10 protein-coding genes are annotated in these 12,949 nt (G+C 65.5%); 7 read left to right on the top strand and 3 right to left on the bottom strand.

Annotated features, from left to right (window positions below; genetic code table 11):
• Positions 1-208: 208 nt before the first annotated feature.
• The 5 genes from KYE46_RS08230 (at position 209) to KYE46_RS08210 (ending at position 7,748) form a co-directional block, all read left to right on the top strand.
• Positions 209-730 (top strand): chemotaxis protein CheD, encoded by a 522-nt coding sequence (locus KYE46_RS08230; RefSeq protein ID WP_219004839.1) that lies wholly within the window; start codon positions 209-211, stop codon positions 728-730.
• A gap of 219 nt (positions 731-949) precedes the next feature.
• A complete protein-coding gene (gene xsc / locus KYE46_RS08225; RefSeq protein ID WP_219004838.1) occupies positions 950-2,731 on the top strand; it encodes a sulfoacetaldehyde acetyltransferase in 1,782 nt (593 codons plus the stop codon).
• Between the two features lie 10 nt (positions 2,732-2,741).
• Positions 2,742-3,728, top strand: a complete 987-nt coding sequence (gene pta / locus KYE46_RS08220; protein WP_247716956.1) for a phosphate acetyltransferase — start codon at positions 2,742-2,744, stop codon at positions 3,726-3,728.
• A gap of 189 nt (positions 3,729-3,917) precedes the next feature.
• Positions 3,918-5,249 (top strand): omega-aminotransferase AptA, encoded by a 1,332-nt coding sequence (gene aptA, locus KYE46_RS08215; protein ID WP_219004836.1) that lies wholly within the window; start codon positions 3,918-3,920, stop codon positions 5,247-5,249.
• Between the two features lie 60 nt (positions 5,250-5,309).
• A complete protein-coding gene (locus KYE46_RS08210; RefSeq protein WP_219004835.1) occupies positions 5,310-7,748 on the top strand; it encodes a GcvT family protein in 2,439 nt (812 codons plus the stop codon).
• A gap of 113 nt (positions 7,749-7,861) precedes the next feature.
• Here the strand turns inward: KYE46_RS08210 and pdxR are convergent, their stop codons facing one another.
• Positions 7,862-9,337, bottom strand: coding sequence for a MocR-like pyridoxine biosynthesis transcription factor PdxR (pdxR, locus tag KYE46_RS08205; protein ID WP_219004834.1), 1,476 nt, complete (start codon positions 9,335-9,337; stop codon positions 7,862-7,864).
• Between the two features lie 128 nt (positions 9,338-9,465).
• Between pdxR and ltaE the strand changes: the two genes are divergently transcribed.
• A complete protein-coding gene (gene ltaE, locus KYE46_RS08200; protein ID WP_219004833.1) occupies positions 9,466-10,497 on the top strand; it encodes a low-specificity L-threonine aldolase in 1,032 nt (343 codons plus the stop codon).
• On the opposite strand, the gene KYE46_RS08195 is transcribed toward ltaE, so the two are convergent.
• Complete coding sequence (locus KYE46_RS08195) at positions 10,494-10,745, bottom strand: hypothetical protein (RefSeq protein ID WP_219004832.1); 252 nt, start codon at positions 10,743-10,745, stop codon at positions 10,494-10,496. The two genes, ltaE and KYE46_RS08195, sit on opposite strands and share 4 nt — an antisense overlap.
• Positions 10,746-10,868: 123 nt before the next feature.
• On the opposite strand from KYE46_RS08195, the gene KYE46_RS08190 reads away from it, so the two are divergent.
• Entirely contained in the window at positions 10,869-11,795 is a 927-nt protein-coding gene (locus KYE46_RS08190) for an aminotransferase class IV (protein ID WP_219004831.1), read from the top strand.
• Here KYE46_RS08190 and KYE46_RS08185 read toward each other — a convergent pair.
• On the bottom strand, positions 11,792-12,937 hold the full coding sequence (locus KYE46_RS08185) for an alpha-D-ribose 1-methylphosphonate 5-triphosphate diphosphatase (RefSeq protein ID WP_219005066.1): 1,146 nt from the start codon (positions 12,935-12,937) through the stop codon (positions 11,792-11,794). The two genes, KYE46_RS08190 and KYE46_RS08185, sit on opposite strands and share 4 nt — an antisense overlap.
• Positions 12,938-12,949 lie beyond the last annotated feature (12 nt).

Here is a 12,949-nt window from a genome sequence, read left to right as displayed (position 1 = left end):
CTCATCAACGGCGCAACAAGGTTTGTGGGGATGACCCGGTGGCGCGGGTTCCTTGCAAAGGTCGCGGATCTGGTACAGCGCGCGGCACGGGTAGCCGTGTCATTGCGCAATCCAAGTGGAGTTCGCCGGCATTCGGCGCTTTAGCAGTGACAGCAATACTAAGGCATGCCGATTTTGAAACCCCTCGGTCCGAGAGGAGGGTTGAAGGATGATCAATGTCTCCGACCCCCGAGTGGTCCACGTTCTACAGGGTCAGGTCGTGGCGACAGCTGCGCCGAGCCAGATTCTCACCACGATACTTGGCTCCTGTATCTCTGCCTGCATGCGTGATCCGGTGTTGCGACTGGGCGGCATGAACCATTTCCTGTTGCCGGGCGACGATCCACGAAAGAGCAACAGCATTCGCTACGGTGCGCGCAGTATGGAGGAGTTGATCAATGCACTGCTGCGCAAGGGCGCGGCCAGAGATCGTTTGGAAGTCTGGCTCTTTGGCGGCGCCGACCTGCTGCGCATGGGAACGGGCGTGGGTGAGGCCAATTGCGCCTTCGCGACTGCGTTCGTTGAGACAGAAGGCTTCTCTCTGCGCGGCACGGATCTGGGAGGGTCGCGTGGCAGGCGCGTGCGTTTCTGCCCTTACACGGGTGAGATTTCCATCCGACTGATGCAAACTGCCCCGGTGGAGAGGCGTGTTGCGCCTCGCATGTCTTGTCCGGACGTCGAGCTCTTTTAGCGTTTTCCTTTGAACGTCCCCGCCTGAGCCCCTATTCCCTTGCATCGAAGCGCCTGCCTTCGCGGAATCGGTCACAGCCGGAAGCCACCTCTGGCACCTTGTGATTTAGCCTGTGGCTCTACCCGTCAGGGAAATTGGCCCTACCGATTTTGAGACTGCTAGGCTCATTAAGGACGCAATCGCGGACCCACGGGGGAGTCCGCTCTTGGGAGATTCGCCATGAAAATGACCACCGAAGAAGCCTTCGTCAAAACGCTCCAGATGCATGGCATCGACAACGCCTTCGGCATCATCGGCTCCGCCATGATGCCCATCTCCGACATCTTCCCGGATGCCGGCATCACCTTCTGGGACTGCGCCCACGAGACCTCTGGCGGCATGATGGCCGACGGCTACACGCGCGCGACCGGCAAGATGTCGATGATGATCGCGCAGAACGGTCCCGGCATCACCAACTTCGTGACCGCCGTGAAGACCGCCTACTGGAACCACACCCCGATCCTGCTGGTCACGCCGCAAGCGGCCAACAAGACCATCGGCCAGGGCGGTTTCCAGGAAATGGAGCAGATGAACCTCTTCGCCGACTGCGTGGCGTATCAGGAAGAAGTCCGCGATCCGTCCCGCATCGCCGAGACGCTGAACCGCGTGATCATGCAGGCGAAGCGCGCCTCCGCACCGGCGCAGATCAACATTCCGCGCGACTTCTGGACCCAAGTCATCGACATCGATCTGCCCACGATCGTTGACTTCGAACTGCCCCAGGGCGGCGACGAGGCGGTGGAAAAGGCAGCCGAGCTGCTCTCAAACGCCAAGTTCCCCGTGATCCTCAACGGCGCTGGCGCGATCCTGTCGGCAGGCGGCATCGAAGCCTCCCGCGTGCTGGCCGAGCGTCTCGATGCGCCGGTCTGCGTGGGCTACCAGCACAACGACGCCTTCCCCGGCAACCACCCGCTCTACGCCGGCCCGCTTGGCTATAACGGGTCGAAAGCGGGGATGGAGCTGATCTCCAAGGCCGACGTCGTGCTCTGCCTCGGCACACGGCTCAACCCCTTCTCCACCCTGCCCGGCTACGGCATCGATTACTGGCCGACCGAGGCGAAGATCATCCAAGTCGACCTGAACCCCGACCGCATCGGTCTGACCAAGAAGGTCACCGTGGGCATCGTGGGCGACGCGGCGAAGGTTGCGCGCGGCATCACCGAGAAACTCGCTGACAGCGCGGGCGACACCGACCGTGAGGCGCGCAAGGCAACGATTGCACAGACCAAGTCTTCCTGGGCGCAGGAGCTGACCTCGATGAATGAGGAGCAGGACGATCCCGGCACCGATTGGAACGTGCGTGCGCGCAAGGCCAAGCCCGACTGGATGTCGCCCCGCATGGCGTGGCGTGCCATTCAGGCCGCGCTTCCGACCAACGCGATCATCTCGTCGGACATCGGCAACAATTGCGCCATCGGCAACGCCTATCCGTCCTTCGATGACAGCCGCAAGTACCTGGCACCGGGTCTTTTCGGGCCCTGCGGCTACGGCCTGCCGTCCATCGTGGGCGCCAAGATCGGCCAGCCTGACACACCCGTCGTGGGCTTCGCCGGTGACGGCGCCTTCGGCATCTCGGTCAACGAGCTGACCGCGATCGGCCGCGGTGAATGGCCCGCGATCACGCAGATCGTCTTCCGCAACTACCAGTGGGGCGCGGAGAAGCGGAACTCCACGCTTTGGTTCGACGACAACTTCGTGGGCACCGAGCTGGACGAGGATGTCTCCTACGCCGGCATCGCCAAGGCCTGCGGCCTGAAGGGCGTCGTTGCGCGCACGCAGGAAGAGCTGACGGATGCATTGGACCAGGCGATCAAGGACCAGATGGAGAACGGCGTGACCACGCTGATCGAGGCGATGATCAACCAGGAACTGGGCGATCCCTTCCGTCGCGACGCAATGAAGAAGCCGGTCAAGGTCGCGGGCATCTCCAAGGACGATATGCGTCCTCAGAACGTCGGCTGAATTGGCCATGGTGGCGAGTGATCCCCTGGCCGCCATTGCCGCCCGCGCGGCGGCAGACAAGAAGCACATCGTGCTGAGCGAAGGCAGTGATCCGCGCGTGCAAGAGGCCGCGCGGGTCGCCGCAGACCGGGGCCTGGCCCGGATCACCCTCGTCGGGCCTGCCGATCTGGCGGGCAGGATGGGACCGGATATCGAGGTTCAGGACCCCGAGACCTCGGATCATTTCGCAGCTTTCGTGACGGCCTTTCACGCCTTGCGCGCCCATAAGGGCGTGAGCGAAGAGCAGGCCGCACGCTTCGTGGCGCAACCCCTTGTTTTCGCGGCAATGATGGTCCGTGAAGGCTTGGCGGACGGCACCGTTGGCGGGGCGGTTCACACGACCTCGGACACGGTGCGCGCGGCGCTTCAGGTCATCGGCAAGGCGAAGGGCGCGGCTCTGGTGTCCAGCTTCTTCCTCATGGCCCTGCCCGAGGCCCACGCCATGGGCGCGCGTGGGATGATTTTCTCGGACTGCGGCCTCGTGATCGACCCGACCTCGGAAGAGCTTGCCGCCATCGCACAACAGGCTGCGGCATCGGCGAAAACGCTGCTCGACGTGGACCCGAAGGTCGCCATGCTGTCATTTTCGACGAAGGGCAGCGCCAAGCATCCCGCGGTGGACAAGGTGGCGGAGGCGACGCGACTGGTGCAAGAGGCAGCCCCCGATCTCGCCATCGACGGGGAATTGCAATTCGACGCCGCCGTGGTGCCATCGGTTGGCGCCTCGAAGGCCGAAGGATCCACGGTTGCGGGCCACGCCAACGTGCTGATTTTCCCCAACCTCGATGCCGGCAACATTGGCTACAAGATTGCGCAGCGCATGGGCGGGGTCACGGCGATCGGCCCGGTCCTGCAAGGATTGGCGAAGCCCGCCAACGATCTGTCGCGCGGCTGCACGGCCGATGACATCGTGCAGATCATCGCCGTCACCGCCGTGCAAGCGCAGGCTCTGGCCTGATCCCTTAACAGCATTGACCAATTGCGCCGAGAGCCCTCGGGCCTCGCGTCCATTGGCGATTCACACCCGCGTCCCGCGCCTTGGTGGCCTTAAGCAAGGTCGCTTCTGGCCCTACTCTGACGTAGCGTTCAGAGCGAATTTCGCGCATCGTATTCATGTCCCGCGGGACGGTTTTGGGGAGGGTCCACCATGGCCTATGATGCAACGAACTCGCTTGAAGCGCACTGGATGCCGTTCTCGGATAACCGTGGCTTCAAGGAAGACCCGCGCCTCGTCGTGCGCGCGGAAGGCGTCCATCTTTACGACCATCGCGGCGGCCAGCTGCTGGACGGCTCCTCGGGCCTGTTCTGCTCGCCTGCCGGGCATTGCCATCCGAAGATCGCCGAGGCGGTCTCCAAGCAGATGACGGAATACACTTACGTCATGCCCTTCCAGGCGGGTCACCCCGGCTCCTTCGCGCTGGCCGAGAAAATCAGCCGGATGCTGCCTGAGAAGATGAACCACGTCTTCTTCACCAACTCCGGCTCCGAATCCGTCGATACCGCGATGAAGATCGTCATGGCTTACTGGAACGCGCGCGGCGAAACGCGCCCCCGGTTCGTCAGTCGCGAGCGCGCCTATCACGGCGTGAACATCGGTGGCGTCTCGCTTTCCGGCATGGTCAAGAACCGCGACATCTTCCACGCCACGGTGCCCGGCGTGATGATGCTGCGCCACACCTATGACCCCTCCGAGAAGTTCATCCCCGGCGGCCATTCCGAGCACAACGGCGAAGAGCTCGCCAACGATCTCGAGCGCATGGCCCAGACCTATGGCGGCGGCAACATCGCGGCCGTTTTCGTGGAGCCCGTGGCAGGCTCCACCGGCGCGCTGCCGCCCCCCAAGGGCTACCTCGAGCGTCTGCGCAAGATCTGCGATGATTACGGTATCCTGCTGGTCTTCGACGAGGTCATCACCGGCTTCGGCCGCCTCGGCACCGCTTTCGCCGCGCAGCGCTACGGTGTGGAGCCGGACATCATCACGATGGCCAAGGCGCTCACCAACGGCTCGATCCCCATGGGCGCCGTCGCCTGCCGCGATGACATCTACGAAACCGTCGTGGGCAGCAGCAAGCGCGGCCTGACCGAGTTCTTCCATGGCTACACCTACTCGGGCCACCCCGCCGCCTGCGCCGCGGGCAACGCGATGATGGACATCCTCGAGGAGGAAGATCTAATCACCCGCGCCGCGGATTTGATCCCCTACTTCGAGAGCGCCCTGATGGACGGCCTGAAGGATCACGAGATGATCAAGGACATCCGCGTGGCGGGCCTGATGGCCGGCGTCGAGGTCCACCCCGAGGGTGGGCCGGGCATGCGCGGCACCGAGCTGCAGAAGCGGATGTTCTGGGACGGCCTCTCGGTCAAGTTCACCGGCGACAACGCGATCATCGCGCCGCAGTTCATCGCAACCCGCGAGAATGTCGATGAAATCGTCGACCGCTTCCGCAAAACGCTCGACCATATGCAGGCCAACGGCTAGCGTTCGGGGCGGGCCGCAACGTCGGCCCGCCCAAACTCCCCTCTGACCGGGTTTCCTCACATGTCCAAAGTCCCCTCCCACGCGCGCGTCGTCATCGTCGGCGGCGGCGTCGCCGGCTGTTCTGTCGCCTATCACCTGACCAAGCTCGGCTGGACCGACGTGGTGCTGCTTGAGCGCAAGCGCCTGACCTCGGGCACCACCTGGCACGCGGCGGGGCTGATCGCGCAGCTGCGCGCCACCAAGAACATGACCCGGCTCGCCAAGTATTCGCAGGAGCTCTACGGCAACCTCGAGGCCGAAACGGGCGTGGCCACCGGCTTCCGCCGCTGCGGCTCGATAACCATGGCGCTGACGGAACACCGCGCCGAGGAGATCCGCCGCCAGGCCTCAATGGCGCGCAGCTTCGGCGTCGAGGTGGAGGAGATCGACGCCGCCGAGGTCAACCGCCGCTACCCCCACGTGAATACCGAGGGCATGACCGCCGCCGTCTGGCTGCCCCTCGACGGTCAGGGCGACCCGGCGAACATCGCGCTCGCCATGGCCAAGGGCGCGCGCATGGGCGGCGCCACGGTGCTGGAAGGCGTGAAGGTCACCGGCGTCGATACCGAGGGCGGCAAGGTCAACGGCGTCGATTGGGAGATGGACGGCGACAGCGGCACCATCCGGGCCGAGATGATCGTCAACTGCGCCGGCATGTGGGCGCGCGATTTCGGCCAGCTGGCCGGCGTGAACGTGCCGCTGCAGGCCTGCGAGCACTTCTACATCGTCACCGAGAACATCCCCGATCTGGCGCAGCTTCCCGTCCTGCGGGTGCCGGACGAATGCGCCTACTACAAGGAAGACGCTGGCAAGATGCTCCTCGGCGCCTTCGAGCCGGTCTCCAAGCCCTGGGGCCCGATCCCCGAGGATTTCGAGTTCGACCAGCTCCCCGAGGATTTTGATCACTTCGAACCGATTCTCGAGAACGCCTGCGAGCGGATGCCGATGCTGGCCGAGGCGGGCATCCACACCTTCTTCAACGGGCCCGAGTCCTTCACCCCCGACGATGCCTACCACATGGGCCCTGCTCCCGAGGTCGACGGCTACTGGGTCTGCGCGGGCTTCAACTCCATCGGCATCCAGTCCGCCGGTGGCGCCGGGTGGGCGCTGGCCGAATGGATGGAGCACGGCATTCCCCCCTTCGATGTGGGCGAAGTCGACATCCGCCGGATGCAACCCTTCCAGCGCAACCGCCGCTACCTGCGCGAACGCGCCTCCGAAACCCTCGGCCTGCTCTACGCCGACCATTATCCCTACCGCCAGAAGGCCACCGCGCGGGGCGTGCGCCGCTCACCGCTGCACGAACACCTCAAGGCGCAAGGTGCCGTCTTCGGCGAATTGGCCGGTTGGGAACGCGCCAACTGGTTCGCCAACGAAGGCCAGGCACGGGAATACGTCTACGACTGGAAGGGCCAGAACTGGTTCGAGAACCAGGCCCAGGAACACCGCGCCGTGCGCGAGGCGGTCGGCATGTACGACATGTCCTCCTTCGGCAAGATCCGCGTCGACGGCCCCGACGCAGAGGCCTTCCTCGACCGTATCGCCGGCGGCGACATGGCCGTGCCGGTCGGCAAGATCGTCTACACCCAGTTCCTCAATGCCCGCGGCGGGATCGAGGCCGACGTGACCATCACCCGCATGGCGCACGACAGCTACCTTATCGTCACCCCCGCCGCGACGCTGATCCGCGACATGGCCTGGCTCAAGATGCACCGCCGCGACGAGATGGTGGTGATCTCCGACGTCACCGCCGCCGAGGCTGTCATCGCCGTCATGGGCCCCAACTCCCGCGCGCTCCTGCAATCGGTCAGCCCCCACGACTGGTCGAACGAGGCCTTCCCCTTCGGCACCGCGCAAGAGATCGAGATCGGACTCGGCACCGCCCGCGCCCACCGCGTGACCTACGTGGGCGAATTGGGGTGGGAGATCTACGTCTCCGCCGATCAGGCCGCCCATGTCTTCGAGACGCTCCACGCCGCCGGTGCCGACCACGGCCTGCGGCTTTGCGGCATGCACATGATGGACAGCGCCCGCATCGAGAAGGCCTTCCGCCACTTCGGCCATGATATCACCGGAGAAGACCACGTCGTTGAAGCAGGCCTCGGCTTTGCCGTCGCCAAGACCAAGTCCCACTTCATCGGCGCTGACGCGGTGGCCAAAAAGCGCGAGGAGGGTCTGCAAATGCGCCTCGTCCAGTTCAAACTGACCGACCCCGAGCCGATGCTTTTCCACGCCGAGCCGATCATCCGTGACGGAGAGGTCGTCAGCTACATCACCTCCGGCAATTACGGCCACACCCTCGGCGGCGCCATCGGCATGGGCTATGTCCCCTGCCCCGGCGAAACCCCGGCCGAGATGCTCGCCTCCACTTACGAGATCGAGGTCGCCGGCACCCGCGTCAGGGCCGAGGCCTCGACCCGGCCCATGTACGACCCGAAGTCCGAACGCGCCCGCGCCTGAGCGCTACCCGCTCCCTTCATCTTGGCCGATACAACTCTGGGGGGAACGTCTTTCCCCAGAGGGGAGAGGCGTGGGGGGCTAGCCCCCCTCGGCGCCATCGCAGTAAGCGCCGCTCATGAAATCTCGCGGATCGTCTCAGCGATCAGCCCGACGCCCTCGGAAATGAGCGCCGTCTCGACGGTCGCAAAACCCAGACGGACCCGGTTTTTCGGCGCGTCCTCGCGCGCATAGAACGCCGAACCCGGCTCGATCAGCACGCTCTTCTCGCGCAACGCCCCGGCCAGCGCGTCGGCATCCAGCCCTTCGGGACCCAGAAGCCAGAGCGTCGTCCCACCGGTCGCGCGGCTGAGCGCAGGCGTCAGCCCATGATCGGCGAGCGCGGCGCGCAAGACCTCGTTGCGCCGCGCCATGCGCGTGCGCATCCGGCGCGAATGGCTGTTGTAGTGCCCCTCTGACAGAAAATAGGCCACGGTGCGCTGTGTCAGCCCCGGCGGATGACGCTCCGACAGCGTCCGCACCGCGCGGGCGTGTTCCACCACGCGGGCATCGGCGGTCAGGTAGCCCAGGCGCAGCCCCGGAAAGATCGATTTCGAGAAGCTGCCGATATAGATCACCCGTCCGCGCTGATCGAGGGAACGGAGCGCGGGCAAGGCAGGCGAGTCGTAGCTCATCTCGTAATCATAATCGTCCTCGATCACGACGAAATCTTCCGCCTCCGCGCGCTCCAGCAACGCCCTCCGCCGCGCCATCGACATGGTGGCGCCCGTAGGCGCCTGGTGCGACGGCGTCGCGAAGACGGCGCGCACGCCCTGCGGGATCTGGTCGACGATCATGCCGTCGCGGTCGACGGGCACGGGATGGATCGTCAGGCCCTGCTGTCGCAGGAGATTGCGCAACTCCGGATAGCCGGGGTCTTCCATCGCGACATCGCCGCCCTGCCCGGCGAAGAGGATCTGCACGGTCAGCCAAAGCGCATTCTGAGCGCCCGCCGTGACCAGCACCTCGTCCATCGTTGCGGCTACACCGCGCCCTGACACCGACCGCCGCACGATTTGTTCTACAAGAAAGGGGTCGTCGCGATCGCTTGCATCATAGGCAATCTGCTCAAAATGCCGCTTGCCAAGCCCCCGCCGCACGCAATCCCGCCAATCGTCCACCGGGAAGCGCGCGATGTCGGGCTCTCCGAAGATGAAGGGGTATTTGTAGCTCCGCCAATCGGCGGGCGTGGCCTGTTTGCCCAGCGCCGGCGGAATGTCCCCGAGCCGGTCCGACCAGTCGAGCCTTGCGCTCTCGTCAATCCGGTCCGGCAGGCTGACTTCCATCCGCGTAGGCGCGTCATTGGCCACGAAAAACCCCGAGCGCGGCATCGAGACGATGTAGCCGGTCGAGAGCAGGCTGTCGTAGGCCAGGCTGACGGTTATGCGACTGATTCCAAGATGTTGCGCCAAGGCGCGCGTTGCCGGAAGCCGGTCGCCGGGCGAGAACCTCCGATCCCAGATCGCCCGCGTGATGGCGTCTTTCAGGCGGGTCTGCAGGCCCACGTTGGGATCGTCCGACAGGAAGATGTGATACTCGGAGATGATGGCCATAGGGACTCTCGAAAATGATAGGGCCAGAATGGTTGTTTCTGTGCGGAACAACAAGGCCAACCGTCGCGCCGGGGTTGCCAATCGTCCACGCGCATGATGCTTTGCCCCGACCGCGAAGGAGCCGCCAGATGTCTCATTACACCGCTATCGCCGCCCCGACCGGGCCCATTCTTGCCGATCTGCGCTCGGACACCGTGACACAGCCGTGCAGCGGCATGCGCGACGCCATGGCGCGCGCGGAGGTGGGCGATGATGTCTATGGCGACGATCCAAATGTGAACCGCCTCGAAGCCACCCTGGCCGAGCGTCTGGGCAAGGAAGCCGCGCTCTTCGCGCCCTCGGGCACGCAGTCCAACCTTCTGGCGATGCTGGCCCATTGCGGCCGCGGCGAAGAGGTCATCGCGGGCGAGGCGTACCACGTGATCCGCTACGAGGCGGCCGGCGCCTCGGTTCTGGGGGGCGTCGCGCTCCACGCGCTGCCCGTGGCCGAGGATGGCGCCCTGGAGGCCGATGACATCACGGCCGCGATCAAGGAGGATGACAGCCACCACCCGATCAGCCGCCTTCTGTCGCTGGAGAATACCCATTACGGCCGTGCCGTGCCGCTGCCCCGCATGCAGGCGACCGTTGAGGCGGGTCGCGCGGGCGGGTTGAGCCTCCACCTTGACGGCGCGCGGTTCTTCAACGCGATCACCGCGCTCGGCTGTTCCGAGACCGACCTCGCCGGTCCGTTCGACACGGTTTCGATCTGTCTTTCCAAGGGGCTCGGCGCGCCGGTGGGCTCGGTTCTCGTCGGACCGGCCGACCTGATCGCCCGCGCTCGTCGGATGCGGAAGATGCTCGGCGGCGGCATGCGGCAGGCGGGAGTCCTCGCGGCTGCAGGCCTCTATGCGCTGGAGCATAACGCGCCCCGGCTGGCCGAAGATCACGCCCGCGCCGAAGCGCTCGCGGCACATCTGCGCGGGCTTGGCCTCGGTGACGTCACCCAGGCGACCAACATGGTGTTCCTCACACCGCGCGACGGTCTCGACCTCGGGTCCCTGGCCGACCACGGTCTCCGCGTCTCGGCCCCTGAACCCGCCATGCGCCTGGTCATGCACCGCGATATCGACGACGCGGGCTTCACCGCCCTGAAGGAGGCTTTTGCCGCGATTGCCTAAGGCGCGGGCGGGGGGCCACTGCCCATCATCAGGCTGGCAAGGTAGGGCACCGACAGGCCAAGCGCGACAATGGCGCCGATCAGGATCACCCACCGCAGGCCCGACATGACCCGGTGCAGGATTTGCTCCACCGCGAACCACGTGAAAAGCCCGAGGCCGAAGCCCACGGTACCCGGCAAGTCATGTACGGACGAGCCGACCTGCACGATCCAGTCGGTGAGGGTTTGTACGAGCGAGGCAAAATCCATGGCGCGCTGTCTCCTTTGACCGGCAGATGTGCCCGAGACCTGAACGGAGTGCCAGACGCGATTGGTTAACGTGACAAAAGCGCAGGCATTCGCCACAAGGAAGCGACAATAGAGAGGCCCCCGATGAACGACACGCTCACCACCCACGACGCGCTGGAAGACCCGCGCAACGCCGATATCAAGATATACGTGAACGGCGAGATCGTTCACCGCGACGAGGCCAAGGTCTCGGTCTACGACAGCGGTTTCATGCTAGGCGACGGCATGTGGGAAGGGCTGCGGCTCTACGACGGGGTCTGGAGTTTCTTCGACGAGCACATGGATCGCTTCTTCGGCAGCTGCAAGGCCGTCTCGCTCGACGTCGGCATGGACCGCGCGGGAATCTTCGAGGCGCTGGAGGCGACCCGGAAGGCCAACGACATGCACACCGACGTGCACTGCCGCCTGATGCTGACGCGCGGGGTCAAGGTGAAGCCCTTCCAGCATCCGTCGCTGTCGCGATCGGGTCCCACGCTGGTGATCATCTGCGAGCATTCCAAGCCCGTCGACCGCCTGCACGACCGCGGCATCCGGCTGGCCACCGTGCCGCAGGTGCGCGGGCTGCCGATGAGCCAGGATGCCAAGTACAACAGCCACTCCAAGCTGAACTGCGTCATTGCCTGCCTGCAGGCCGAACAGGCCGGCGCCGATGAGGGGCTGATGCTTGACCCCCATGGCTTCGTGAACACCACCAACGCCTGCAACTTCTTCATCGTGCGCAAGGGCGAGGTTTGGACCTCCACCGGCGACTATTGCATGAACGGCGTGACGCGGCAGAAGGTCATCGACATCTGCCGGGCCGAGGGCATTCCGGTGTTCGAGAAGAACTACTCGCTCTACGAGGCGGTCTCGGCGGACGAGGCCTTCCTCACCGGCACTTTCGGCGCGCAGACCCCGGTGGCGGAGATCGACGGCAAGCCGATTGGCAATGGCGAGCGCCCTGTCACCGCGCGCATCCAGTCCGCCTACAAGGCGCTGATCGCGCAGCATGTCGCCGAGAAGAGCGCCTAGGCGACGCGCTGCCCGGCGGACCAGACCCCTTGGACCGAGGGCACGCCCTCGTGGGTGCTGAAGCGGATCACGTCGGCGCGCAACCCCTCGGCCAAGGCGCCGCGATCGGTCAACCCGACGGCGCGCGCGGGCGTTGCCGTCACCGTTTCCATGGCGCGGGGGAGGTCTTCCCAGATCTCGCCCAGCCGTACGGCTGAAAAGAGCAGCGCCGAAGGCACGTAGTCCGACGACAGGATGTCGAGCAGCCCGTCGCGCGCAAGCTCCAACGCCGAGACGTTTCCCGAGTGCGACGCGCCGCGGATCAGGTTCGGCGCGCCCATCATCACCGCGATCCCGGCGTCGCGACAGGCTTGAGCGGCGGCGCGGGTCGTGGGGAATTCGGCCAGCGCCACGCCATGCGCCTTGGAGCGCGCCACGTGATCCGGCGTCGTGTCGTCGTGGCTCGCCAAGGCTGCCTTAAATCTTGCCGCGGCTTCGACCGCCGCCGCCTCGTGCGGGGCGCGGACCTCTTCTCCCAAGGCCATGCGGGTGCGCACATGGGTGTCGAAGGTCTCCTGATCCAACCCATGCTTGCCGCGCATGTAGGTTTCATATTGCTTGAGGTCCGCGAACTGCCGCTGACCCGGAGTGTGATCCATCAGGGAGACGATGCCGACGCGGTCATCCTCGCCGAACTCGTCCAGCTCCTCGATCAGCGTGTGAGAACAAATCTCGGCGCGCAGATGCAGGTGATGGCTGATCTTCAACGCGCCACGGGCTCGCGCGGCCAGCATCTCGTCCGCCAGATCGCGCGCGTAGCGGACCCAGGACGCGTCCCCCTGCGCCTTCAGGGAGCCCGCGCGGATCGCGTCGAACACGGTCGTGATCCCGCAGGCGGCCAGCTCTGCGTCATGGGCGCTGAGCGCCGCCGCATAGGGCCAATGGACCTTGGGCCGGGGGCGAATGTGACGCTCCAGATTGTCCGTATGCAGTTCCACCAGACCCGGCGCGACGTAATCGCCGCCGCAGTCGATGGCGCGCGCGGGCACCTCCGTGCCCTCACCGATCTCGGCAATTTCTCCTTGCTCGAGGGTGATGCGGCCCGTCATCTCGCCGTCCGGCAGGATGAGCCGGGCATTGGCAAGGGTGACAGGCTCGGGCATCAGGGGAGAGCG

The sequence above is a fragment of the Gymnodinialimonas ceratoperidinii genome (assembly GCF_019297855.1).
GTDB classification, from domain to species: domain Bacteria; phylum Pseudomonadota; class Alphaproteobacteria; order Rhodobacterales; family Rhodobacteraceae; genus Gymnodinialimonas; species Gymnodinialimonas ceratoperidinii.
Note: the sequence above shows the minus strand (reverse complement) of the source record. Positions and strands in the feature narration are given on the sequence as shown.